We start from the raw sequence: 24,805 nt of genomic DNA, 5'->3' as shown, positions 1-24,805 counted from the left end.
GCCCAGCCGAGACACCGTCGGCCCAGCCGAGACACCGTCGGCCCAGCCGAGACACCGTCGGCCCAGCCGAGACACCGTCGGCCCAGCCGAGACACGGCTGGCCCAGCCGAGACACGGCTGGCCCAGCCGAGATACGGACGGCCCAGTCGAGATACGGACGGCCCAGTCGAGACACGAATGGCCCAGTCGAGACACGGACGGCCCAGCCGAGACACGGCTGGCCCAGTCGAGACACGGACGGCCCAGCTGAGACACGGACGGCCCAGCCGAGACACCGTCGGCCCAGCCGAGACACGGACGGCCCAGCCGAGACACCGTCGGCCCAGCCGACACGGACGGCTCAGCCGTACACCGCGTGCCCATCCCACCGCGTTGCACGAACGCTGAGCAAACCTGCAGCCCAAATCACTCTCGCGCTAGACATCTAATGAAAACGCTTTTATACTAATGTTGCAAAACGACATCACTTGTTTTAATAGAACATAACTGGAAGCGTAATCTGTTATCCGACTTTAGAAGAACTTGATTTAAAAGGAGGAGCGGGAATGATGCTGAAACGCAGTGAGGCGAACGCCGCGCGGGAACGGGCGGCCGCGATGTTGAGGGAAGCGGGCGTCGTTTTATCCGAAACGGAAGCGGCTAATATCGAGGTGGCTTCTTTTGGGTTGGGTGATTTATCGACCGAAGGACTGCAGCTTGTCACTTATGTAAATAACGAGCGATATTGTGCAAAGGAGCTCGTTCTGTTTCCGGTACAAACATGCCCGGAGCACCGGCATCCACCGGTTGGCGAAGATCCGGGCAAGCGGGAAACGTTTCGCTGCCGCGCGGGTAAAGTGTATCTGTACGTGGACGGGCAAGCGGACGAAAACGTTGGCGCCGCGAAAATCGTAGACTCCATCTTTGCCATCATACCGCCCGCTAGCCTGTCCTACTATACCGTCTTTCGAGAGATTGTGCTGCTGCCGGGCGAACAGTATACGATCGAACCGGACACGCTGCATTGGTTTCAGGCGGGAAGCGAAGGTGCGATTGTTTCGGAGTTTTCCAGCACGAGCAGGGACGAATTCGACCTGTTTACCGATCCGCGAATTGAGCGAGTTCCCGTTATCGATGAGAACTGACACAATTGGCGGAGTCGGCTATGCTTCCTCTTCGGGCGGTCCGAGGCTCACTTTTTGCAGCAGTGAAATAAGCTGAGACTCCTCTTCGTCTGTCAGTCGGCAGGATAGTACTTCATTGGACTGGTTCATAATTTTCAAAAGTGTCGGATCGAAAGCTTTCGCTTTCTCCGTCGGAAACAGCAACTGGGAGCGCCCATCATTCGGATCGGGCTCCCGCGTCAAATATCCGGCCTGCTCCAATTGCTTGATGGAGCGGGCCGTTGTCGCTTTATCGAATTTAAGCATTTGCGTGAGCTGCTCCTGTGTAATGCCCGGGCGGGACAAAATGGTTAGAAGAAAGCTGTGCTGGCCGCCGCTTCCAATATTGTAGGGAGCCAATTCCTTGGATAAGCGTTTCATGTTTTGCCGATGAATATAAGAGATCAGCTTGCCGAGCGGTTCTCTGTTTTTTTTCAATTTCAACAACCACCTTTTCGGCCCGGCATAAGAGCGCACGGTACTTCGGCTTGAGCCGGAGTGTCGTTCGTTCAGTCATTTTTAGTTTACTGTAAATTGGTTGCGCACGCAACTAAGTTGATGTACACTGAATATAAATTTAGTTGCAAACGCAACTAGATAGGACAAAATGGCAGGAGGATCATATGAGCTCGGAAACTTCATTTCGGACTTATCAGGAGGATGACGCCATTCAAAAGAAACGGTGGCTCATCCTTATTGTTCTTAATATTTTTACATTTATGGCTACACTCGACGGAAGCATTGTCAATATTGCATTGCCGGTGCTGTCAAAGGAGTTGGGCGTACCGGTTACGCAAATTCAATGGGTGACGACCAGCTATTTGATGGCTATATGCGCTGCGATCTTGCTATTCGGAAAGCTTGGCGACATGGTGGGCAAGATTAAAATTTTTAAAATCGGCACCGTCGTTTTCATTATCGGCTCGCTGTTGTGCGGGCTATTTAGCTCCTCGCTGCCGTATCTGATTGCATTCCGCGTCATTCAGGCGTTAGGCGCATCGATGACGATGGCTAACAGCCAGGGTATCGTCACCGACATTTTTCCTGCAAGGGAGCGGGGTAAAGCAATCGGGCTGGTCGGCACCTTCGTATCGCTGGGCAGCATTGCCGGACCGAGCATTGGAGGAATCATCCTCTCGACGCTGGGCTGGCAGTATATTTTTTGGGTGAACGTTCCGATAGGCATCCTTGCCATTATACTCGGCTGGAAAGTGCTGCCGAAGGACCTCGTTCGCATGAAGGGCAAGGTAGACGCTCCGGGCGCCGCTTTATTTGCGTTTTTCATCGTCACCCTGTTTGCCGGGCTGCTGATCGGACAACAAGCGGGGTACGGAAACGGCTGGATCATCGCATCCCTGGCCGCAGCATTGGCGGCGCTTGTCGGTTTTCTGCTTGTGGAACGGAAAAGCATGGAGCCGCTCATTCAGCTGTCGCTGTTTAAAAACCCGCTTTTTTCATTAAGTATTGTTTGCGCGTTTTTGTTCTTCACAGCCAACTTTAGCTTCAACATTATCGCGCCGTTTTACGCGCAAAACCTGCTGAATTTGACGCCGTTTCAGTCGGGCTTTCTGCTGATGCTATTTCCAATCTGCATGGTCGTTGTAGCTCCGCTAAGCGGCGCTTTATCCGATAAAATCGGCACCGAGTCGCTTACTTTTGCGGGACTGATCGTTATGGTCGTGTCGCAGTTCGGACTTAGTCTGCTGCATGAGGGGAGCGGGGTCATGCTGGCGGGCGTCTGGATTGCGCTGCTCGGTATCGGCAGCGGCTTGTTCTCGGCGCCGAACAATTCCCTCATCATGTCGCAAGTGCCGCGTACGCAGCTGGGCTCGGCCGGCAGTATCAGTTCGCTTATTCGCAACGTCGGCATGGTATTCGGCATTACAATAGCTACTACGATTCTGTTCCAAGTGATGAGCGTAAAAGCGGGCCACCGGGTTACGAATCTTATTCCGGACCGTCCGGATTTGTTCTTGTCCGGCATGCACGCTGTATTTACAACCTCGGCCTGCTTGTGCCTTGCGGCGGCATTGTTGACCGGTTATCGGATGTACCAATCGCGGGCTGCCAAACGAGCAGCGTCCGAAGCGTAATGGAATGCCTGAAATTTGACAGCCTCAGTCGACTCTTGTCTCCGGTATTGATATGATCGTTATAGAGACTCCTTGAATAAGACTGGAGGAGCTTTGCAATATCGAGAAGGAGGCATTTTTACGGATGGCTGAACCGTTAAAGGATATGTATCATGAATCGTTTCTGCGCGACTTTGGCGCAAAGGTGAAAGGCGCTTATTCGGCGTTTGACGATAAGGGGTTTGTCGCCGCTGTTGTGAGCGATAGCTGGGAAGAATTGAAGCTGAAGGAGCGGATTCGAAAAATAGCGGAAACGCTTGGCCGCTTCTTGCCTCCCCAATATGAGGATGCGCTGGCCGTGCTCTATGCTATTGACGAGAGCTGCATCGGCTTTCCATATTTGTTTTTTCCCGATTTCGTTGAAGTTTACGGACAAGAGGAGTCGAATTGGGATCGGTCGATGGAGGCGTTGGAGCGTTTCACCTCCAAGTCGTCGGCCGAATTCGCGGTCCGTCCGTTCTTGCTGCGGGACCCCGAGCGGATGATGCGAAAAATGGAACTCTGGTCGCGACATGAGAACGAGCATGTTAGAAGGCTGGCGAGCGAGGGCTGCCGTCCGCGTCTGCCTTGGGGACAATCGCTGCCAATGTTCAAAAGAGACCCGGCACCGATTATTCCGGTGCTGGAAACGCTCAAAGCCGATCCGTCGCTGTATGTCCGCAAAAGCGTTGCCAATAACTTAAACGATGTTGCCAAGGACCATCCGCAGATTGTGCTCGATATCGTTCGCCAATGGATTGGTCAACGGGCGGAAACCGATTGGATCGTCCGGCATGGCTGCCGCAACTTGATCCGTCAAGCGGTACCCGAGGCGCTGGAGTTGTTCGGCTATGCTGGTACGGCGGAAGGCAGCGGTCAGTCATTATTCGCGTCAGCGTCGATTCAAGCTGCGCCGGATGCGCTGCGAATCGGTGAGAGCTGCGAACTGGCTTATGAACTTGTTATAAAAGCGAGCGACGAGCCGGTTCGCATCCGTATTGAATACGGGGTCGATTTCGTTAAAGCGAATGGCAAGACATCGCGAAAGCTGTTTTTGCTGTCGGATAAAACCGTCGCTGGCGGCTCGCGTCTTGCGAGTGTACGCACCCATCGTTTTGCGGACCTGTCTACACGCCGGCATTATCCGGGCGAGCACCGGATCGTACTTACCGTGAACGGTGTTGAAGCCGCTCATACCATCGTTCAACTGGAGCAGGCGCAGGCTAATGAAGCTCAGTAGCTCAGCGCAAGCAATTAATGCCATTATCTAACCTTACTTTAAGCCGGAAGGGGAATCATAAAATGACTGAAGTTGAACGGGAAAGCGAGAGCGTAAGCGTTGGTCATACGCAATACGCTGTTATTTTCTCCAGTCAAAGAACGGAAGGCGACAACGGATATGCGGCGATGGCGGACGCCATGGAGGAGCTGGCTAAACGGCAGCCCGGATTTATTGGCATAGAAAGCGTGAGAAACGAAGCCGGTTCAGGCATCACCGTCTCCTACTGGGAGAGCCTCGAGGCCATCCGACAATGGAGAGAGAACGAGCGTCATCTCATTGCACAGCAGAAGGGGAAGAGCGATTGGTACAAGCATTACTCCGTTAAAATCTGCAAAGTGGAGCGCGAATATAGCTCCAATTGATACGTGTGGTTGACACGTGTTGACGCTCGCACCGCCCCATCGAGCGCTTGGAGCTGCGCGCGTTGCAGAAAGCGGATGCCGCTTTTATTCATGCGGCCCCAGAAAGAAAGCCTCGCAGATTCTTCCAATTGCATAAAGGCGCAGCCGCCCAGAGCCTGTTGGAAGGAATAAGCATGAAAAATCATATATAATTTTTCTGAAATCAGCATTTTGGACGAATATAGTTGAAAAATCATATATAATCGACGATTTTTCGCAATTCCGGCAAAATATATATGAAAAATCATATATAATTGACGAATTGGCCTGGATCATGAAAAATGTATATGAAAATTCATATATATTAGACGGACTCAAACTTCAAATCAGTGCTTTGGAACAATCTCAAGAAGGCGGCGAAAATGCTGCCTTCTTTTTTCTATCCAAACTAAAAAATCAATGCTTAACAGTAAGGAGAGGGCGGCGAAGGGGCAGAGGGATTCTGGAGAAACGGTAGTGGTCGCTTTTAAAGCAAGATTCCTCCCTCTAACCTCAATAAAATAAAGGAATCAGGCTTTAATGGCGATCGGAAGAACCCTCTGCCCCGCAGCGCTTTCCCTCACTTTAAGTCAAGCGCTGATTTCGGTAGATTTTCAGTCTTTATCTGTACATTTTCTCGATTTCCTCAACCTCATTTTCATCCCTCGAGCCATCGAGCTAACCCTATTTCAATCCGCATAAATTTTGGCCTTATGGTTATTTCACTGGTATCGGTTATAATGTACATTACTTTATTTGCGTATCATGATGCAGCGCAAATACAGGTTCACGCATTCAGCATCTTTGGCCGCCTTCGGACGGCGAAGAGGGAGGGTCGACAATGACGCAACATGATTATTGCAAACTATTGATTGTAGACGACGAGGTGCTGATCCGCCAAGGGATCAAGCATTTTATCCATTGGGAGCAAGAGGGCTTTCAAATTGTTGGGGAGGCCGCGAACGGCAAGGAAGCTCTTGAGCAAATTGCCAAGCTAAGGCCCCATATCGTGCTTACGGATATCGTAATGCCTGTGATGGACGGAGAAGAGCTAGGAAGGCAAATTAGACAGCACTACCCGGAAATTGAAGTGATCGTGTTAAGCAGCTTTGGCGAGTTCGATTACGTAAGGTCGAGCTTTCAAAGCGGCGCACGCGACTATATATTGAAACCTAAACTTGATATGAACCATTTACTTGAGGTGCTCAAGCAAACGGCCGACCATATACCGTCATTGCGTCGAAAGGAAGGTAACGGTGCCCGCAGCCTGTCGCTGGATAATTTATTCGAACGGCTCTTAACCGGCTTTGAAGCGGAGATCGAAGGGGAAGAGCTGAAGAAGGCATTTCCGTTCCGCTGCTATTGCCTGATAGGAGCGAGTCTGGCCAACTTAGAGGGCTGGGACAAGGTGGACGCCCCTCGATTGAAGCAGCGCATAACCGAACAGCTGAAGGAAAAAATGAAGACACATGATATCGTGGTCCAATTACTGCCGTCGGAAAGCGACCGGTTCATCGTACTGTTGAATCTTGAGCCTTCAGGGCTGGCCTCCTTGCCGCACTGGTCGAGGGAGCTGACGGTCTTGTTGGCGGAGATTGCCGACGATATCGCTGTCGTGGCGGGAGAGCCTTTTACGGGCTTGCTTAAGGAGTGTCGTTCTCGACGGGACGAGCTGATTCAGCTGATGCAGTATACCTTTTTCTTGCCGGGCAAAAGGGTCATTCTTTATAACGAGCTGCCGGAGCCGACGGAAGCCCCGGGCCCATTTCATTTGAATGAATTTACCGAGGCATTCAAGCGTGGGCGCTTCGATACCGCTTTTAACGGTTTGCAGCAGCATATTCAAGCGCTGGCGGCTGATTACCGGATGGATGTATTCGATTACAAATCGTTTTTAAACAACTTGATTTTCAACATTGTCGTACTGCTTTCCAATATGGATTTTGAGACGAAAGAGCTGGACAGCAAGAAGTACAACTACTTCCGGTCAATCGAGGAGAGCCGTTATGCAATCGATGCCATTGCCACTATGGATGAATTTATTGGGGAAGCGCGCAGCGCGGTGGCCGCTAAAAGCGCTCATGCGGGCAATGCGAATATGCAGAGGCTGCTGGATTATATCGACGAGCACTATGCCGATCCTCTGACGCTGACTGAGGTGGCGAAGCATTTTCATTTTAACCCTTCGTACTTGTCGAGCTACTTCTCCTCTCATAACAAAGAGGGGTTTATCGAATATTTGCAGCGTGTTCGAACAGATAAGGCGTCCAAGCTGCTGCGGGAAGGGGAGGCGACAATTTCCGAAATTGGCGGCAGAGTGGGCTATTCCGACCATAGTTACTTCTGCAAAGTGTTCAAAAAGCATACCGGGCTGTCGCCAAGCCGATACCGCCAACAATATTTGGGGAATGAAAAGAAATGAAGAGGAGGCGGGATCAACTGTTCGACCGGTTTAAATACAACGGGCTGTTCGTTAAAGTTTTTCTGATTATGGTGGCCAGTATTATCGCGGTATCCGTTACCTCGACGTGGTCGACCATTCGCGTGTCGGAGCGTGTATTCATGGAGACGTTCAGCCTAACTAACTCAAAAATAATGGATCAAATTAAAAAAAATATGGAATCGTTTCATTACTCGCTCGTACTCGCTTCCAATAGTGTCATACAAAGCGCTACTATGCGCAGCTTCTTGACGCAAAGCGACGAGACCTCAAGTGCTACGAACCAATCGTACTATCGCATGGGGCAGCAAATGAAGCGGATCAGTTCAACCATAAGCGCTTACGAGGCCGGCATCACCGTTACCGGCGTTAATGAGCGGAGATTTTCGACCGATCGCTCCTACTGGCAGCTTTCCTACGAGGAGCTGAAAAAACATCCGATTACAATCAAGTCGTTAGAGGAGCCTTATCGGCTGCACTACGATTATGACAAATCGGGCTTTTATGGAACCAGCGATCTGCCGGTCATCATTGCTTCAAAAGCGCTTATGGATCGGACAAGCAATATAGTTTACGGCATGATATATTTTGCGATGCCGGAGTTGACGTTTCGAAATTTTTACGACAGCAATACCAGCTTGGGGAATGATATTGCGATTATCAACAACGACGGCATTATCATTTCCTCTAACCGCGAGGAGTGGATTGGACGGCCTTCGCCGGAATTGCGCCAGATTGCACAAGATATCGAGCAGGAGCAGCTTAGCTATAAAAACGAGCGCATATTCGGCAAGGATCAAATTATCGTCTCCGATTATATGGATTCTTTCGGTTTATATATGGTCAATCTGATCGATAAAGACCAAGCGATTGGGCAATTGACCGATACGAAGGTCACTACATTCACTGTTGCGGTTATTATCTTGGTCGCGGTCATTATCGTTTTTCTAATTTCAAGAAGGATGACGAAATCGTTGACCCGGCTGGTCAAACAAATATCAACCATTTCCAAATACGATTTCCGCCGCCATGTTACCGTAAGCGGAAGCTACGAGACGAAACAGCTTGGCGAAGCATTCAATGAAATGATTGATGAGTTAAACGAATATGTGGGCATGCTAATCCAGACGGAGAAAAAGCGACGCAATGCCGAGCTAGAGGCGCTGCAGCAGCAGATCAATCCGCATTTCCTGTACAATACGCTCGCTTCGATCAAATTCATGGTGCAGCAAGGAGAGAAAGAAAAAGCAGCAGAGACGATCAATGCGCTAATCTCGCTGCTGCAAAGCGCGATCGGAAACGTCAGCGAGACGATTACCATTGCAGAAGAGCTGGAAAATATGAAGAGCTACGTCTTCATCAACCACATTCGTTACGGCGATCGTATCAAAGTCAGCTATTTTGTCGCGCCAGATTGTCTGGATTTCCGGGTGCCAAAGCTGATCATTCAACCGTTCATCGAGAATGCCTTTTTTCACGCGTTCAATAGGAAGAGCGAAGGACTGATCTACATTATGGCGGCGCGCGAAGGAGATATGTTCGTCTTTGAAATCGTCGACAACGGCGACGGCATGGTAATGGAGCCGGGCAAACTGCTTCCGAAGTCGCATACGAAGCGTCAATTGTTCAGCGGAATAGGAGTTAAGAACGTAAATGAGCGAATCAAGCTGCTGTACGGCGAGGCCTATGGCGTAACGATTGAAAGCGAGCTCGGAAAGGGGACGAAGGTAAAAATTAAAATTCCTTTGCTGTGCGGCTAAAAATAATACAACTTTCTAAAAATAAAACCATACATGTAAAGCGCTTTCAGACAACTCATAAGATATGAACCATTCGTTGCAAAGATTGTTCTAACGAGGCGGTCATTGTGGATGCTAAGATGAATGATGTAAGTAAGGAAACGCTTACAGCAAACATACACAGATTTGGAGGTCTTGCAGTTGAAAAAACTTTTAGCATTGATTTTGGTCAGCGTCGTGCTTCTGACCGCATGCTCTTCCGGCGGCGACAATAAGTCGGGCAATGGCGGAGAACCAAGCGCAACGAACAAAATTACGGTGTGGACATGGGATCCGAATTTTAATATCAAAGCGATGAACATCGCTATCGACAGCTACAAATCGGTGAATCCGGATTTGAAAGTGGACATCATCGAGAACGCACAAAACGATATCGTGCAAAAGCTGAACACAGGCATGAGCTCCGGTACGACGAAAGGTCTGCCGAATATCGTACTGATCGAAGACTACCGCGCACAAAGCTTCCTGCAAGCTTACCCGGATATGTTCTATGATCTGAGCGACAAATTCAAAGCGGAAGATTTCGCTGAGTACAAGCTTGGACCAACGAGCTTAGACGGCAAGCACTACGGCATTCCGTTCGACTCCGGCGCTGCTGGTATCTACGTAAGAACGGACTATCTGGAGCAAGCAGGCTACACGCTCGACGACTTGCAGAACATCACTTGGGAGCAATACATCGAAATCGGCAAAAAGGTAAAAGAGAAAACGGGCAAAGCATGGGTTTCTCTTGACCCAACCGATCTTGGTCTTATCCGCATGATGGTTCAATCGGCAGGCTCGTGGTACTTGAAGGATGATGGCAAAACAGCTAATATTGCCGGCAACGATGCAATGAGAGAAGCTTTCATGGTTTACAAATCGATCATGGATGCCAACTTCGTTAAAGTCCATTCCGACTGGAGCTCGCTCGTAGCGAACTACAACAGCGGCGACGTTGCTGCTATTACAACAGGCAACTGGTTCACGCCATCGATCATGCAAGAGACTTCGCAATCCGGCAAATGGGGTATTGCACCAATGCCAAGACTGTCCGGCCAAGCGAAATCGGTTAACGCATCCAGCATCGGCGGCAGCTCGTGGTACGTGCTGAACGTGCCTGGCAAAGAAGCAGCAGCTGAATTCCTGGCAAAAACATTTGGTTCTGATGCCGACCTGTATCAAAAATTTGTTACAGAAGTAGGCGCAATCGGATCGTACAAGCCGGCAGCGGAAGGCGAAGCTTACAAAGCAGGCAGCGAATTCTTCGGCGGACAACACATCGTATCCGACTTTGCGAAATGGACTGCTGAGGTTCCAAAAATCAACTACGGCATGCACACTTACGCAATCGAGGATATTCTGGTTGTCGAAATGCAAAACTTCTTGAACGGCAAAGCGCTTGATCAAGTATTGGCGGACGCACAGAAACAAGCGGACGCACAAACGAAATAAACCATATAGAGAAAAACATGCTTGTTCAATAGAAGACGGCCTTGGACATCCGCTCGCCCCCTTAAAGTGACGGCGGAAGGAATGGACAAGGTCGTCATTATTCACAGGCCATACGGATAGAGAGCAACAACGGAAAGTGGAGGAGGCCGGAACCGGCATGAACTTGAAAGCGAAAACGAATGCAATCAGCTGGTCATTTATTGCGTTAGCGATAGTTATGATTTGCGTCTTTTATTTTTACCCGATGATACAGGCACTTGTTATGTCTTTTCAATCGGGCACAGGAACGAACCTGTCCTTCGTGGGCACGGACAACTATGTAAGGCTGTTTAAAGACAGCACTTTTCTTGTTACGCTAAAAAACACATTTATTTATCTCATTGTACAGGTGCCGCTGATGATTGTTCTGGCCCTGTTTATCTCGGTTTTGCTGAACGATAGAAACTTGAAGCTGAAAGGCTTTTTCCGGACAGCAATCTTCTTGCCAGCCGTGACGTCGCTTGTGGCGTACTCGGTCATCTTCAAATACCTGTTCGGCGCCGACGGGCTGATCAATGCGATGCTGCTGAAGCTGCATATGATTGCCGCCCCGATCCAATGGATCTCGGACCCGTTCTGGGCTAAAATTACGATTATTATCGCCATTACTTGGCGTTGGACCGGTTATAATATGATTTTCTACTTGTCGGCATTGCAAAATATCGACAACTCGATCTACGAGGCGGCTCGCATCGACGGCGCTTCTTCCTTCCGTCAGTTCACTCAAATTACGGTGCCGCTGCTGAGACCGATTATTTTGTTCACATCGATTACATCGACGATTGGTACGCTGCAACTCTTCGATGAGGTTATGAACATTACGAAGGGCGGACCGGGCAACTCGACGATGACGCTGTCGCAATACATTTACAATCTGTCGTTCAAATATACGCCAGATTTCGGTTATGCGGCGACGGTATCGTACGCGGTCGTTATTCTGATCGTTCTCTTCTCGATTTTGCAGTTCAGATTGGGTGGTGACAAAAATGGGTAAAACAAAACGAGTACTTACTTACGTCTTTTTGAGCATCGCAGCGATCGTCTCGATTTTCCCGTTTCTATGGATGATTGTCAGCGCGACCAACAAATCGGTCGACGTAACGAAAGGAAGATTGCTGCCGGGTTCTGCGCTGGGTGAAAATTTCAGCAAAGTGATGGACACGGTTGATATCGTGCCGGCTCTGCTTAATTCCGCGAAAATCTCGATTACGACAACAGTGCTTGCGTTGCTGATTGCATCGCTGGCTGGTTACGGCTTTGAAATTTACAGAAGCAAAGCGAAAGACGTCGTTTTCAGCATTTTGCTGCTGTCGATGATGATTCCGTTCGCTGCACTGATGGTGCCGCTGTATCGCATGTTCGGAAGCATCTCGAGGATGATTCCTGCGATCGGCATCGATACCATGACGGCGGTTATTTTGCCGACCGTGACAACAGCGTTTCTTATTTTCTTCTTCCGTCAAAATACGAAAATGTTTCCGAAGGACATGCTTGAAGCGGGCCGCATCGACGGCTTGAGCGAGCTGGGCGTCTTTTTCCGGATTTACGTGCCGACCATGAAGACGACTTATGCCGCTGCTGCAATCATTACGTTCATGTCGAGCTGGAACAACTACTTGTGGCCGCTCGTTGTGCTGCAATCGCCGGAGAAACGGACGATTCCGCTGCTGATCTCGAATCTGGGCTCCAGCTATGCGCCGGATTACGGCGTAATCATGCTCGTTATCCTGATTGCAACGCTGCCGACGGCGATCGTATTCTTCCTGATGCAGAAGCATTTCGTGGCGGGTATGACCGGCGCGGTCAAATAACTTTTTTATCAAGGGGGAGTTAGGGCATGAAAGCGACGAAGGCGAGCCTCGACTGGCTTAGCGATCCGCAAGTCTATCGTGTCAACCGTTTGGACGCTCATTCTGATCACCGCTACTACCGGACGATGGAAGAGGCGGAAGCGAAAGCGCCAATGGACATGCGCCATAGCTTGAACGGATCTTGGAAATTTCATTATGCGGCAAACGTCGCTAGCCGAGCGGCCGATTTTTATCGTGCCGAGTTCGATTGCAGAGGCTGGGACGATATCGAAGTGCCTGGGCATATCCAACTGCAAGGCTGGGGCAATCCGCAATATGTGAATACCATGTATCCTTGGGACGGCTTGGACGGCGTAAGACCTCCGGCCATTCCTGAGGAGCGCAATCCAGTCGGCAGCTATGTTCGTCACTTTGCCCTGCCGGGTTCCTTGCGGACCGGCGGCCCCGTTTATATTTCTTTTCAAGGCGTAGAATCGGCTTTCTATGTATGGCTGAACGGCGAATTCGTCGGCTATGCCGAAGACAGCTTCACCCCTTCGGAGTTCGATCTGACGCCGTATTTGCGCGATGGAGACAACAAGCTCGCAGTTGAGGTTTATCAGCGGAGCTCTGGAAGCTGGCTGGAGGATCAGGATTTTTGGCGGTTTTCCGGTATTTTCAGAGAGGTATATCTCTACACGGTACCAGAGCTGCACGTGCGAGATTTGCAGGTTCGAGCCGAACTGGACGAAGCCTATAAGGCGGGCAAGCTGCTAGTTGACCTTGCTATCGAAGGGAATATCGCCGTTGGAGCACAGGTGCAATTGGAACTGACAGATGCGGATGGACTGGTGACGCTTCGTGCGGCAAGCGATATTTCTGAAGGCGGAGCGATTGCTTTTACGCTGGATGCGGGCGAAGTGAAGCATTGGAGCGCAGAGCTTCCTTATCTGTACAAGCTGCGGCTGTCGGTTCGGAACTCGGACGGCTCGCTTGTCGAAGCGATCATTCAGTCCGTAGGCTTCCGTCGCTTCGAGATGAAGGACGGGCTTATGCTATTGAACGGCCAACGAATTGTGTTCAAAGGCGTAAACCGGCATGAATTCAACAGCCGTCGGGGCCGCTCTGTAACAGAAGCGGACATGCTCTGGGACATCAAGACGATTAAGCAAAACAACATGAACGCCGTTCGAACTTCGCATTACCCGAACCAAACGCTTTGGTACGAGCTTTGCGACGAATACGGTCTTTATGTCATCGATGAAATGAATTTGGAGTCGCATGGCTCTTGGCAGAAGATGGGCGCAGTTGAGCCTTCGTGGAATATTCCTGGCGATAAGCCGGAATGGCAAGGGGCCGTCATGGACCGGGCGCAGTCGATGGTGGAGCGGGATAAAAACCATCCGTCCATTCTAATCTGGTCCTGCGGCAATGAATCTTACGCCGGAGAGGTCATTCTGAACGTCTCGAACTATTTCCGCGAGCGTGATCCGGGACGTCTCGTTCATTACGAGGGTGTGTTCCACAACCGGAAGTTTGACGCCACTAGCGATATGGAAAGCCGGATGTACGCGAAACCGGCCGATATCATCGCTTACTTGGAAAGTAATCCTGCCAAGCCGTACATCAGCTGCGAATACATGCATGCGATGGGCAATTCGGTTGGCGGCTTGCACAAATATACGGAGCTGGAAGCGAAATATCCGCAGTACCAAGGCGGCTTCATTTGGGATTATATCGATCAGGCGCTGGTGAAGAAGAACCGTTACGGCCAGGAATACTTGGCTTACGGCGGCGACTTTGACGACCGGCCGACCGATTACAGCTTCTGCGGCAACGGCATCGTGTTTGCCGACCGGACGGTAACGCCGAAGATGCAGGAAGTGAAGTTTCTGTATCAGAATGTGAAGCTGTATCCGGCGCGTTCCAGTGTACGGATCGTCAACGAGAATTTGTTCGAAGGAACGGGCAGTTACGGATTGCGTATCGCGCTGCTTCGCGACGGCGTTGAAGTCGCTGCGTGGAGCGGAAAAGCCGAGGCAGCGGCGCAAAGTGAAGCGGTTGTGCCGTTCGAGCTTCCTGAGGGAGCTTGGGAGTTGCCGGGCGAGTACGCTGTACACGCCGCTCTTGTGCTGGAGAAGGCAGAGCTGTGGGCAGATAAAGGCCATGAGGTTGCATTTGGCGAGACGGTGTTTGAAGCTGTTACTTCGGCTTCCTGGAGCGAGCCAGTTGCAGCCGAAGGAGCACGGGTTCGCGTTGTGGAAGGCGACGTTAATATCGGTGTCACCGGCGAGGGCTTCGAGGTTCTGTTCTCGAAGCAAGCCGCGTCGCTTGTGTCGCTTCGCTATGGCAGACGCGAGCTAATCGCAGCTCCGCCAGCGCCGCTGTTCTGGCGGGCGACGACGGATAATGACAAAGGCGTCGGTCTCGGCTTTGAAGCTGCGGGCTGGTATGCGGCGAGCCTCAGCCGCCGCTGTATCGGCGGGGAACTGTCGGTGGAGCCGGACGGCAGCCGAGCGACGGTCAGCTTTGACTATGCGCTTAGCATTAGTGCTGATGTGTCCGTACGCATCGCTTATACGGTGCGAGCGGACGGCAGCGTCCATGTGAAGACGGTGTACAAAGGCGCGGCAGGCTTGCCGAAACTGCCGATTGTTGCGGTATCGTTCAAGCTGCCAGCTGATTACAGCCACACGGAGTGGTATGCGATGGGACCGGAAGAGAACTATATCGACCGCGCGTTCGGAGCGCGGCTTGGACGGTTCTCGCGCACCGTTGCAGAGCTGCCTAGCCCTTACTTGGTGCCGCAGGAATCGGGCAACCGGACGGGCGTCCGTTCCGTCGCGGTGACTGACGGCGCGGGCCACGGCTTGCGCATCGCGGCTTCTCCAGCAGCATCGGTCGAGTGCGGCGTCTCGCCGTACACGGCGTTCGAGCTGGAGCATGCGGCTCATGCGTGGGAATTGCCGGAGACGCACTATACGGTCGTCACCGTTGCCGGCCGCCAAATGGGCGTCGGCGGCGACGACAGCTGGGGCGCGCCGGTCCACGACGAATACCTCATTCCGTCGGACCGCGACCTAGAGTTTGAATTTGTTATTAGCCGGGCTTAGAAAAACAGGCTGTCGAGACTTTGTCTCGACAGCCTGTTTTTTTTCTGCGGTTCGTTGCTGTTGCTGTTGCTACTGCTACTTTACGGCCGCTATTCGGAAATTTCCATGCGGTAGCTGACAAGGTCAGGGAATAACTGCGTTTGTGCATTTATTTCCTCTCGTTTCTTCGGAATACGAGAAATAAATGCATTTCGGCAGTTATTACTCACCGAATCTCCTATTTTGGAGCAACTTGTTCGAAATAAATGCAATTTAGCATTTATTTCCTTGAATCTCCTGAAAGAGAGGAGAAATAGCTGCATTTTCGCAGTTATTCAGCTAGCCTCCGGCCGGACAAAGCCGGTTCCTTTTACTCTAAAAACAGCGCGCTAGTGGGAATGATCTCTTTATTCTGTAATTCGCTGGACCATTCGAGGCGGGAGAACCCATAGCCGGGACGGTTAAAGTACTCCATTCGAATGTCGTATTTCTGGCCAGCATTTAAATGAATGGATCCTGTGAATTCGGCAATATCCGATAAGTCCCAACGATCGATAATGAGTTGATCGTTGATCCACAGCCGAACGCCATCGTCCACTGTGGCGTGGAAAGTATAGTAGTCTGTATAGGCAGGCTGGATTTTCCCTGTCCAACGAACGGAGTAGGTTTCTGGATCGATAAGTTCATGGGGCGAACCGTAGCCCCAATCGAAGTCGATTTGCGAATCTACGCGTTCAAATTTCTTATCAGTCAAGTCATCATTGTTAAAGTACTCTCCTTTGAGCCCATTAACTGGTTCGGGCGTCCCTGGAGTCTCGGGCAAAACAATGTCGCCGCCGATGGCGTAAACCAATTTGTTTTGGCATGTAAAATATAAAGTGCCATCAGAGCCAATAGCAATGTTATTTCCGGCATGACTAGGTGTAGGTATGAAAGTTGTTATTACTTGCCCCTCTTTAGAAACAACATTTATTCCGACGGTAGAACTATAGACAAATATATTACCCTTTGCATCAATAATTGGAGACGTTCGAACTGTTCCTAGCAATTTTGTATTCCATTTCTCCGTTCCATCCAGATTTAAGGCAATCAAGTGAGTGGTTAACCCATTAATACCAATATAAAGGGTCTTCTCAATTGTATTGTAAGCTGGAGAGGCATTCATTACGCCAGGCAAATCCTTAGTCCAATTGATCGTCCCGTCGCTTGCTTTAATGCTATAAAGTTTTTTTCCGCTATTGCCGCCAATATAGATATTGCCTAGTTCGTCAAGAAGAGCGCTGCTGTACTGGAGGGTCTCGTAAGTATTGCTGGTATGATAAATGTTAGACCACTTAATGGAGCCGTTCGGATTAATAGCAGTTAATTGTACTTTCAATTCAATAATGCTTTGGACATAAATAACGCCATTACTATCGATCGACGGTTGACTCATTGTATGGCCGATATTGGTGATCCATTTGATACTAGGAGCGGAAGGATTTACAGCCAACAGCTGCCTACGGGCATTTCCGAAATAAAGCGTTCCGTCTTGCCCTATGGCAAGCGAAGTTAAGCTCGCTACGTTAGGGTCGAAATAAGCAGTGCTCCATCTGGACTGGCCTGTAATTGCATTTACACCGTAAACATACGCGCCGGCTGTAAGATATACATACCCGTCTGCACCGATACTAGGAGCGGATGCCGCAGGGTATTTAAGTGGGTACTCCCATTTCAAAGTACCGTTCGGATTTATGGCAAGCAATTTAGGTGTTTGAAGGTGCTCGGTGGCTACATAAATAGTGCCATCGCTACCGATAGAGGGGTCGTAACGAAAAAAGTTGGTTAACACCGGGAAAGTCCATTTCGTATGCAAATTAGCGTTTACACCGTTGAACCGGGAGTGTCTTGTCCAGTTAAAATCGGTCGGCTGATCGGCGCTGGTATCGTATCCTCCTTGGCCATAGCCGGCTCCTTGATCAAAAGGAGTCGAAGTTGCATGAGTCTGAGCCGGCTGTACCAGCAATGTGCTTGCTAGTAGGAAGGCAATTGCGGCTAAACTGAATTTTCTCAAAATGATGTTCCACCTTTCTCGCTTGTTTGGCAATTCTCTATTTATATCGGGAATTTTTTCAAAATGATTATATTTTACAATTACTATAACTTTATAATCGTGTTGTTACGCCAAAAAACATCCCTTTGCCCATAATGAAATGAGGTCAAAGGGATGTTTATATTAAATAAATAATAATAAGCTTACTGCCATAACCGCCATGCCGCCGACAAGACCGTAGATGGAGTAGTGGCCTTCGTCGTACTTCTTCGCGGAAGGCAGCAGCTCGTCGAGCGAGATGAACACCATAATGCCGGCGACGCCTGCGAAAATCAATCCAAACATCAAATCGTTCAGAAACGGCATGAGCACGAGGAAGGCGATAATCGCTCCAACGGGCTCCGCCAGACCGGAAAGGAAGCTAAGCTTGAACGCCTTCTTCTTGCTGCCTGTAGCGAAATAGATCGGAACAGCGACGGCGATGCCTTCCGGAATGTTGTGAATGGCGACTGCTATAGCAATTGCGATGCCGAGAGCGGGGTCCTCCAGCGCTGAGATGAAGGTCGCGATCCCTTCAGGGAAGTTGTGAATGGCAATCGCCAGCGCAGTGAACGTTCCCATTTTGAGTAAGGAAGAGTCAGGCGCGGCGGATTTGCCGTTCATCTCTTCCACCTTTTTCACTTCATGCGGATTGTTTCGTTCCGGGACGAATTTATCAATTAAGGCGATTAGCAGAATGCCGCCGAAGAAACCGGCCACAGTAAGCCAGCTGCCAAGCTGTTCGCCTTTGGCGGCGGTCAGCGCGTCCTTCGCTTTTACGAAAATTTCGATCAACGATACATAAATCATCACGCCTGCCGAGAAGCCGAGACTCCAGGACAGAAACCGGGTATTGGTCGTCGTTGTGAAAAAGGCAATCAAGCTCCCGATACCGGTGGCAAGGCCAGCCAGCAGCGTCAGCCCGAAAGCGAGCCATATTTGTTGGTCCAAGTCAGTAATCACTCCATTACGATAGCTAGCGGATCTTTCATTTCTTAAAGAGACTATACCGAAAAAATGCGCCGCATGCCACTGTTTCAAACAAACTAGCGGCAGAAATGCAAGGCGTATTTATGTTAGAATAGGCATGTCGGAACAACGAACGAAAGAACGGATCAAACCGATACCATATGACAAATGAATTGATGAATCGATGATAAATGGAGGCGAATATCGCATGGCCTATTCTTTTCGGATTGAACCGGCCGAGTACACGGCCTTCGAAGATGAGACGGAGCAAATCGACAAGTGTAAAGAGTGGGGACTGCTGTCGGAAAAAGCGGTCAAGACGAAAGTGTTCTACTATAAAGGCCACGGTTTGAACGAGACGTGCAGCATAATTGGTTACGCGGACGATTATACGGCCGTAATCGCATTCGAGAACGGAGACAAGCATAGCGTTCATCCTTCGTATTTAAAAGAAATGCAGGCTTCCGGCTTTGGAGCAAGAAGCGGGGCTGTAGCGGTTGAGGCGGCGGAAACGCCAGCAGCGGGAGAGGCGCCGGTATCGGCGGAAGCGGGAGCAGCGACTGCGGCGGACGGCCCGATTGAAGGATCGGCCATTTCCGAGGGAGTATCGGCGGCGAGCGGGGAAACAGCGGACATTGCTCAGGAAAAGAAAACGTCTCAAGCTGACTTGGAGTCGGCAACGTTAAGCGATTCCGACCCTGCACCTGCAGAAACCGCTTCGAAAGCGAAAGCAAAGCCGAAGAAGGAAAAAGCGCCGAAGCTGCAATTGCCAGAGGAAAAAGTGAAAATGATAGCGACAGTGAAAGAATTTACAACTGTGCCGAATCATTTTACCGAGGGCGAGGATGAGGTTATTGTTTATGAAGGAGCAAGGCTGATTGATACAGAGACGGAAGTCGGCGATATCTGGTCGAGCCACAGCGCGACGATGAAGAAGCTGGAGCTTGAGGTCGGCGATACGATCAGCTTCGAGGCGAAGATCGTAGCGAAAAAACTGACCAAGCATCCTGTACCGTACAAAATCAACAACCCGTCCAAAATTCAAAAACAGTAGCTGGAGCTGGACACCATCTAACTTTGTTGGACTGCAACTTGCACCGCCTGCTGTCTATCGGACATTCGTCTTATGTTGGACTGCAGCACACGCCTTGAGTCGCCTTCTGTCAGCCTGAGGCGCTCGCCCGCGCCATCGCGCGTAACGCTCCATCAAGAACAAAGAGGCTTGGGACGCGTACGCCCGAGCCTCTTTTTCGCTTGTATGTAAATGAAAGTGTTACATGGATCCTAGAGCTGAAGCCTGCGGCTCCTGATTGGCAATGTTCCGTTTGAGATACTGCTTGTTGATTGCATTCTGGTTCAGTTCAAGCTTGCAGCGGTAGCCCTCGATGCAGGTTTCCAACTGCTGAATGATGCATAGCTGAAGATCATCGATGTCCTCGTGCAAGCAGAAGGCGGAGCAGCAAAGATAGCCTCCGGCGTAATGCTTGGTTTCGTCGGTGACGACATTGAGCTTTTCTTTGTAGAGGCGTTTGACGGTCCCGTCCTCATGTTTGATTTCATAGTAGCGATTCGTCTCGATCAGCAGCTTCCAGCTGGCGACGTTAAAGCTTAGCTCGCCATTGTTCAGTTCACCGGTTACTTTGTAGAAATGCGACTTTTTGTTGTTCATGATGTCGTTGTTCCTCTCGTCTTATCATTGTTAACAGGGTATTACGACTCGCTTGTTACGTTTATCGCATGCATGATTGTATTAAAATTGTAACATAATGGATGGGTCGCTTGTATGAATAAAATGTGAAAAATGATTCTTAAGCCCTACTTTTTTGGGATCATGTCAGAAAGCGGATTGATTTTCTGACTCGGTTGTTGGAACATAGTAGAGTAGAACGAGAGGAGATTGAATCATCTATGACACGTATTGGAGCAATTGAAGCCGGAGGCACAAAGTTCGTTTGCGGCTATGGAGACGAGACGGGACGCATTATAGACAGAGTCAGCTTTCCCACAGAGCGTCCGGAAGCGACGATGGCTAATGTATTGGCTTATTTTGAAGATAAACAGGTAGAAGCGATCGGCGTCGGATCATTTGGCCCGATTGACATTAACCCGGAAAGCCCGACGTACGGCTACGTAACGACAACGCCAAAACCAGGCTGGAACGGCTTCGACTTTTTGGGCGCAATGAAGAAAAAGTTCGACGTGCCGTACGGATGGGATACGGACGTCAATGCAGCAGCATTCGGCGAAGCGAAATGGGGCGCGGCACAAGGACTCGACAGCTGCGTTTATTATACAATCGGCACAGGCGTCGGCGTTGGCGTCTATGTCGAGGGCAAACCGGTTCACGGTCTTGTTCATCCGGAAGGTGGACATATTATAACTAGAAGGCATCCCGAAGATACGTTTGAAGGCTTCTGCCCGTATCACAGCGATTGCTTGGAAGGCGTAGCCGCTGGCCCGGCGCTGGAGAAGCGTTGGAAGGTGAAAGGAAGCGAGCTGTCTGTTGATCATCCGGCATGGGAAATGGAAGCCTACTATATCGGACAAGCTGTTACGAATACAATCTTGCTGTTGTCGCCGAAAAAAATTATTTTGGGCGGCGGCGTTATGCATCAGCTGCAGTTGTTCCCGCTTATCCGCGAGGAAGTTCGTAAACAGCTGAACGGCTATGTAAGCGCCGAGGAAATCGCAAGCGGCTTGGACAGCTATATCGTACCGCCTGGACTCGGCGACAATGCCGGACTAAGCGGTTCGCTCGCGCTTGGTCTTGCCGCTCTGGAACGATAAATTTGACATGGTAGCGCTGTCGCATGCAGAAGCTGCTATTCCATAGTAAACAGGAGGGCCCGTTCGCGTCTCACGCGAACGGGTTTTTCCTTTTTTGGAAAATTTCGAAACCAATGGCGCCAGACTGCGTTTACTTTACATAAGCCATTAATCGGGGGGAATACATTTGCGCAACTATTGGCTTGGAGGAGTACTGCTTGCAATCGCGTTGTCTTGGATTGGCAATTTAACCTATTATCATTCGCAGAAGCTCGAAGCTCCGCTTTTTTTAGAGCATTACTATGAGATCCCGGCTTCACTTGGTACATTTTCGATTTACTATATTCGCAATGCCGACTCCAAACGTGATCTTGTGTCGGTGCAGTTGGACGGTCAAGCCTGGTACGTCCAGCACATCGCTTCCAGAGACCGAAAGGGCCGACTGGAATTGGTTGAGGCGTTCCTGATGCAGAGGCTGCCAGGGTCGTCCGAGGAAGGCCTGAAGGAGGTCAACGAGGCGAGTGAAGGGAAAGCTTTTTTCTCGGACGGGTTCTCCATGCATGTAACGCTTGGACAAATTCGTATTTACCCAGACATGGATCAGGAAATCGCTGGACGGCTAAGCGCGACGATGTCCAGCGGGTCAAGCGGCAATTGGACCTATGAGAATAAAACAAGCTATTCTGTCAATGAAAAAGTCACCGTTGCCGCAGCCGAATTTGGCTTTACAGATGTGCTGGACGGTGCTGCAACTGTGGAAATCAACGGCGCGGCTGTTCAGGAGAACGGGGTGGTCGGATTAGACTTGAAGCAGGGGAACTCGTTCAGCACCTCCATTACCGTGTATCTGCCCAAAACAGATGAACGGAGGCGGCATGCCTATTGGAACCGCTTGGCGCTCAAAGACGATCAGGGACGCGTGGTAGCGCAGGATTATATGAATATTCAACCGCAGCTTTATGGAGGCGATTTGAAGCATTACGTGAAGCAGAGAAAGGCGGTGTCCGGCTCATGAATATCGCATTTCGCCGCATGTCGATCGGACTGCTTCTCGTCCTGCTCGATATTAAAATCATCTATTTCGATATCCTGCCGGATTTCATCGGCTACTTCATGATGTTAAGCGCGCTGCGGACGCTCGGAGAGAAACACGCAGGCTACCGGAAAGCGGAACCTTTTGCAATGCTATTAGGGCTCGCCGCTTTGACGGAGCTGCTTCCTTTATGGCAGACCGTCTCGTGGAACTCGGCGTCGGAGCTGCCGATCAGCAGCTTGATATACGGATGCATCACCGGTATTTGCCAACTGTTGCTGCTGGAACGGTTCATGTTCGAATTGGCGAAGCATGCGCGTGAGGCTGGACACCGGGTACTTGCCGATTCGGCGGACAGCAGGCGATTGTGGTATGTCATTGCATCGGCGGTGTACATGTTGACGATACCATTCATTCTTAATGCTGGTGTGGAGTTCGTAACGGCAGCCATTGTCGCCGGTCTGGTTCAATTTCTGGTTCTGCTTGCCGTTTATTTCTTGTGCCGGAAAGCCGCCAAGTCGGCTTGGCATTCCCCTAAAGGCGGGGGAGGCGGCCATGTCGACGTTAGAGTCGGCGAATCGGAAGCAGGAGTAGAGCCAGACGGCCGAACGATCGATTTTCGAGCATAAGCCAACAAAGCAAGGGGAGAGACAGCATTGAACGAGAAGGATAAACAACGAAGAAATAGAGGAATTGTTTTTGCAGCCTTATTTGCATTAGGCCTAATTTTGCTAGCCCCGGATCATACCGGGCGTTCAATTGGCGATTATATCTTCGGCGCTCTAGGTATTCCGGTCTGGACGGAAGGGAACCGTAACGGCCTTCACACCCCTGTTATTACAGGAATTATTCTTATCATATTCGGCTTGTCGGGGACAACGTATTATTTTAGCGAGAAGGTTCCGAAGCTAAAAAGATGGCTGCTGCTGGGCGGCCTGGCTTTTCTATTAATCAGCCCTTTAGCGATCGAGCAAAGTTTATTTGTTATTAAGCGCGGAGCGCAGGGAGTGGCGTCGGTCGATTTTTCGCCCAAGAAAAGCGGGTGCAGCTATTCGACTAGTAACGGCGTAGTTCGGGCGGATTGCAACCTGACGATTTATAACTACGGCAAGGCCGATAGTGCAACAGTTAAATTGCTCTATCCCTTTAATACCGATTTGGCGTTTAAACCGAAAGAAATCGGGCTTTTCTCACATAAGAAGATGAACGTTAATGTTCAGTTCATAGGTCAAATGCCGGAAGGAAGCGGGTTCTCCGGCTTTTCCAACGACGTACCGATAGAGCTTGAAATGGACGGCGTTGTGAAAAGATATCATTGACCCGATCCGCTTAATAGTCTTCCGTTTCCGCTGTTGGATTCGACAGCTTGCTCTCTTCGAAATGGTTTTTGACCGCAAGTACCACAAGGAGCAATAGAGGTATAAACAACATAAAAATGAGCGCAAAGGGCGTCCAGTTTTTAGCAAGAAAGTTGTTTACGAAGACAGAATTGGGGTAGCAGATTAGCGATAATACGATAAGGCCAAACCCCATCGGGAGAATGAACGGTCTGCTATCTTTCGCACGGGTCAACTGGGCTAGCCCTCGCGCCGCCGCGTCGAAGGTGATAATGACTTTTACGGCGATCGTGAGCACCCAGATGAACATCATAACGCCTTCGATGCGTTCCAGAAAGTGTCCGATGCTTATTTTTTTAGCCAGCACGTAGGCGGGAAACTGTTGATTAGCCGTGACGGAGGCGCCCATGACGCCGATACAGCAAACGGTTGTCACGACCAGGAAGATCCCCCCGATCAATAAGCCGATCGCCATCGCTTTATTTCTCCCGCCCGTTTTATTCACGTATGGATATAACATAAGCAATACCACCGTTTCCTGCAGGCCGATATAAGAGAAGCTGCCTTTCAGCACTGGCTTTACGCCGAATTCAAGCATGGGCAGGAAATTGCGGTGATCCATAATAGGAATCATGGACAGTATTAGCAATATAAACATGCATACAAGCAGCGGGAAAAATATTTCCGCCGCCCGGGCGTACACGACTGCGCCTGCCCGCGCAGCGAACAACACGACGATGACGAAGAGCAACTGCAGGACTTCAATAGGGGTTTCCGGGACGATTTGGGTTGTCAAAAAAAAGCCGAGATCGCCGACCATCAAAGCGGCAAGCAGGTGAAAAAAGGCAATAAAAGCAAACCCTAACAGACCACCGATCCATTTGCCAAAGGCGCTCAGGGAAAGCTCGATGATCGATTTATCCCTGCCCTGTTTTTCCAAGGCGATATAGAGCACAAGGAACACGCCGTTAGCGGCGATTCCGATTATGGATGACATCCAAGCGTCCTGATGCCCTAGCAGAGCAAGACCGGCCGGCGCAATGAGAATGGATGTCCCTATTGTAAACATGATGACGAGCACCATGAATGCCCGGACGCTTATGGAGTTGGAGTTCATCCT

At 50.3% G+C, this 24,805-nt stretch carries 20 protein-coding genes; 15 read left to right on the top strand and 5 right to left on the bottom strand.

Annotated elements, in window-relative coordinates:
- Positions 1 to 545: 545 nt before the first annotated feature.
- The gene (locus ACFVTB_RS19005) at positions 546 to 1,124 is read left to right on the top strand and encodes a D-lyxose/D-mannose family sugar isomerase (protein WP_387752493.1); all 579 of its coding nucleotides are present in this window, start codon (positions 546 to 548) and stop codon (positions 1,122 to 1,124) included.
- 18 nt (positions 1,125 to 1,142) lie between these two features.
- On the opposite strand, the gene ACFVTB_RS19000 is transcribed toward ACFVTB_RS19005, so the two are convergent.
- A complete protein-coding gene (locus ACFVTB_RS19000) occupies positions 1,143 to 1,523 on the bottom strand; it encodes a MarR family winged helix-turn-helix transcriptional regulator (protein ID WP_387752567.1) in 381 nt (126 codons plus the stop codon).
- 242 nt (positions 1,524 to 1,765) lie between these two features.
- Between ACFVTB_RS19000 and ACFVTB_RS18995 the strand changes: the two genes are divergently transcribed.
- The 9 genes from ACFVTB_RS18995 (at position 1,766) to lacZ (ending at position 15,530) form a co-directional block, all read left to right on the top strand.
- Positions 1,766 to 3,235, top strand: a complete 1,470-nt coding sequence (locus tag ACFVTB_RS18995; protein WP_387752491.1) for an MFS transporter — start codon at positions 1,766 to 1,768, stop codon at positions 3,233 to 3,235.
- Between the two features lie 124 nt (positions 3,236 to 3,359).
- Positions 3,360 to 4,493: a DNA alkylation repair protein gene (locus tag ACFVTB_RS18990; RefSeq protein ID WP_387752489.1), complete on the top strand. Its 1,134-nt coding sequence runs from the start codon at positions 3,360 to 3,362 to the stop codon at positions 4,491 to 4,493.
- A 62-nt stretch (positions 4,494 to 4,555) separates the two neighbouring features.
- Entirely contained in the window at positions 4,556 to 4,897 is a 342-nt protein-coding gene (locus tag ACFVTB_RS18985) for an antibiotic biosynthesis monooxygenase family protein (protein ID WP_387752486.1), read from the top strand.
- Positions 4,898 to 5,756: 859 nt separating this feature from the next.
- Positions 5,757 to 7,337, top strand: a complete 1,581-nt coding sequence (locus ACFVTB_RS18980; protein WP_387752484.1) for a response regulator — start codon at positions 5,757 to 5,759, stop codon at positions 7,335 to 7,337.
- Positions 7,334 to 9,115, top strand: a complete 1,782-nt coding sequence (locus ACFVTB_RS18975) for a cache domain-containing sensor histidine kinase (RefSeq protein WP_387752482.1) — start codon at positions 7,334 to 7,336, stop codon at positions 9,113 to 9,115. Before ACFVTB_RS18980 ends, ACFVTB_RS18975 begins: the two co-directional genes overlap by 4 nt.
- A 180-nt stretch (positions 9,116 to 9,295) precedes the next feature.
- Entirely contained in the window at positions 9,296 to 10,588 is a 1,293-nt protein-coding gene (locus ACFVTB_RS18970; protein WP_387752479.1) for an ABC transporter substrate-binding protein, read from the top strand.
- A gap of 157 nt (positions 10,589 to 10,745) precedes the next feature.
- Positions 10,746 to 11,621 (top strand): carbohydrate ABC transporter permease, encoded by an 876-nt coding sequence (locus tag ACFVTB_RS18965; RefSeq protein ID WP_387752476.1) that lies wholly within the window; start codon positions 10,746 to 10,748, stop codon positions 11,619 to 11,621.
- Complete coding sequence (locus ACFVTB_RS18960; RefSeq protein ID WP_387752473.1) at positions 11,614 to 12,438, top strand: carbohydrate ABC transporter permease; 825 nt, start codon at positions 11,614 to 11,616, stop codon at positions 12,436 to 12,438. The genes ACFVTB_RS18965 and ACFVTB_RS18960 overlap by 8 nt, the downstream gene beginning before the upstream one ends.
- Before the next feature lie 26 nt (positions 12,439 to 12,464).
- Positions 12,465 to 15,530 carry a beta-galactosidase, LacZ type gene (gene lacZ / locus ACFVTB_RS18955; protein WP_387752470.1) on the top strand — a complete coding sequence of 1,022 codons (3,066 nt, stop codon included), beginning with the start codon at positions 12,465 to 12,467 and terminating at the stop codon, positions 15,528 to 15,530.
- Between the two features lie 349 nt (positions 15,531 to 15,879).
- On the opposite strand, the gene ACFVTB_RS18950 is transcribed toward lacZ, so the two are convergent.
- Positions 15,880 to 17,562, bottom strand: coding sequence for a PA14 domain-containing protein (locus ACFVTB_RS18950; protein WP_387752467.1), 1,683 nt, complete (start codon positions 17,560 to 17,562; stop codon positions 15,880 to 15,882).
- Between the two features lie 162 nt (positions 17,563 to 17,724).
- The gene (gene zupT, locus ACFVTB_RS18945; protein ID WP_387752465.1) at positions 17,725 to 18,531 is read right to left on the bottom strand and encodes a zinc transporter ZupT; all 807 of its coding nucleotides are present in this window, start codon (positions 18,529 to 18,531) and stop codon (positions 17,725 to 17,727) included.
- A gap of 226 nt (positions 18,532 to 18,757) precedes the next feature.
- Between zupT and ACFVTB_RS18940 the strand changes: the two genes are divergently transcribed.
- Entirely contained in the window at positions 18,758 to 19,603 is an 846-nt protein-coding gene (locus tag ACFVTB_RS18940) for a hypothetical protein (protein WP_387752462.1), read from the top strand.
- Between the two features lie 219 nt (positions 19,604 to 19,822).
- On the opposite strand, the gene ACFVTB_RS18935 is transcribed toward ACFVTB_RS18940, so the two are convergent.
- Complete coding sequence (locus tag ACFVTB_RS18935; protein ID WP_387752459.1) at positions 19,823 to 20,218, bottom strand: hypothetical protein; 396 nt, start codon at positions 20,216 to 20,218, stop codon at positions 19,823 to 19,825.
- A gap of 239 nt (positions 20,219 to 20,457) precedes the next feature.
- Here ACFVTB_RS18935 and ACFVTB_RS18930 point away from each other — a divergent pair, with 239 nt between their 5' ends.
- The 4 genes from ACFVTB_RS18930 to ACFVTB_RS18915 all read left to right on the top strand — a co-directional run bounded on the left by ACFVTB_RS18930 (position 20,458) and on the right by ACFVTB_RS18915 (position 23,667).
- Positions 20,458 to 21,336, top strand: a complete 879-nt coding sequence (locus ACFVTB_RS18930; RefSeq protein WP_387752457.1) for an ROK family protein — start codon at positions 20,458 to 20,460, stop codon at positions 21,334 to 21,336.
- 166 nt (positions 21,337 to 21,502) lie between these two features.
- Positions 21,503 to 22,330: a hypothetical protein gene (locus ACFVTB_RS18925; protein ID WP_387752454.1), complete on the top strand. Its 828-nt coding sequence runs from the start codon at positions 21,503 to 21,505 to the stop codon at positions 22,328 to 22,330.
- On the top strand, positions 22,327 to 22,977 hold the full coding sequence (locus tag ACFVTB_RS18920; RefSeq protein ID WP_387752451.1) for a hypothetical protein: 651 nt from the start codon (positions 22,327 to 22,329) through the stop codon (positions 22,975 to 22,977). The genes ACFVTB_RS18925 and ACFVTB_RS18920 overlap by 4 nt, the downstream gene beginning before the upstream one ends.
- Before the next feature lie 27 nt (positions 22,978 to 23,004).
- Positions 23,005 to 23,667 (top strand): hypothetical protein, encoded by a 663-nt coding sequence (locus tag ACFVTB_RS18915; protein ID WP_387752448.1) that lies wholly within the window; start codon positions 23,005 to 23,007, stop codon positions 23,665 to 23,667.
- Between the two features lie 10 nt (positions 23,668 to 23,677).
- Here the strand turns inward: ACFVTB_RS18915 and ACFVTB_RS18910 are convergent, their stop codons facing one another.
- Positions 23,678 to 24,802: a GerAB/ArcD/ProY family transporter gene (locus ACFVTB_RS18910; RefSeq protein ID WP_387752446.1), complete on the bottom strand. Its 1,125-nt coding sequence runs from the start codon at positions 24,800 to 24,802 to the stop codon at positions 23,678 to 23,680.
- Between the last annotated feature and the right edge of the window lie 3 nt (positions 24,803 to 24,805).

The organism is Paenibacillus sp. NPDC058071, assembly GCF_042885235.1.
In the GTDB taxonomy this organism is placed as follows: Bacteria; Bacillota; Bacilli; order Paenibacillales; family Paenibacillaceae; genus Pristimantibacillus.
Note: the sequence above shows the minus strand (reverse complement) of the source record. Positions and strands in the feature narration are given on the sequence as shown.

What these genes read in the sequence shown, in the direction of transcription:
- ACFVTB_RS19005 (WP_387752493.1), top strand. Translation starts at nt 546, where the DNA reads ATGATGCTGAAACGCAGTGAGGCGAACGCCGCGCGGGAACGGGCGGCC.
- ACFVTB_RS18930 (WP_387752457.1), top strand. Translation starts at nt 20,458, where the DNA reads ATGACACGTATTGGAGCAATTGAAGCCGGAGGCACAAAGTTCGTTTGC.
- ACFVTB_RS18940 (WP_387752462.1), top strand. Translation starts at nt 18,758, where the DNA reads ATGGCCTATTCTTTTCGGATTGAACCGGCCGAGTACACGGCCTTCGAA.
- ACFVTB_RS18960 (WP_387752473.1), top strand. Translation starts at nt 11,614, where the DNA reads ATGGGTAAAACAAAACGAGTACTTACTTACGTCTTTTTGAGCATCGCA.
- ACFVTB_RS19000 (WP_387752567.1), bottom strand. Translation starts at nt 1,523, where the DNA reads ATGAAACGCTTATCCAAGGAATTGGCTCCCTACAATATTGGAAGCGGC.
- ACFVTB_RS18965 (WP_387752476.1), top strand. Translation starts at nt 10,746, where the DNA reads ATGAACTTGAAAGCGAAAACGAATGCAATCAGCTGGTCATTTATTGCG.
- lacZ (WP_387752470.1), top strand. Translation starts at nt 12,465, where the DNA reads ATGAAAGCGACGAAGGCGAGCCTCGACTGGCTTAGCGATCCGCAAGTC.
- ACFVTB_RS18985 (WP_387752486.1), top strand. Translation starts at nt 4,556, where the DNA reads ATGACTGAAGTTGAACGGGAAAGCGAGAGCGTAAGCGTTGGTCATACG.
- ACFVTB_RS18920 (WP_387752451.1), top strand. Translation starts at nt 22,327, where the DNA reads ATGAATATCGCATTTCGCCGCATGTCGATCGGACTGCTTCTCGTCCTG.
- ACFVTB_RS18980 (WP_387752484.1), top strand. Translation starts at nt 5,757, where the DNA reads ATGACGCAACATGATTATTGCAAACTATTGATTGTAGACGACGAGGTG.
- ACFVTB_RS18910 (WP_387752446.1), bottom strand. Translation starts at nt 24,802, where the DNA reads ATGAACTCCAACTCCATAAGCGTCCGGGCATTCATGGTGCTCGTCATC.
- ACFVTB_RS18995 (WP_387752491.1), top strand. Translation starts at nt 1,766, where the DNA reads ATGAGCTCGGAAACTTCATTTCGGACTTATCAGGAGGATGACGCCATT.
- ACFVTB_RS18975 (WP_387752482.1), top strand. Translation starts at nt 7,334, where the DNA reads ATGAAGAGGAGGCGGGATCAACTGTTCGACCGGTTTAAATACAACGGG.
- ACFVTB_RS18935 (WP_387752459.1), bottom strand. Translation starts at nt 20,218, where the DNA reads ATGAACAACAAAAAGTCGCATTTCTACAAAGTAACCGGTGAACTGAAC.
- ACFVTB_RS18990 (WP_387752489.1), top strand. Translation starts at nt 3,360, where the DNA reads ATGGCTGAACCGTTAAAGGATATGTATCATGAATCGTTTCTGCGCGAC.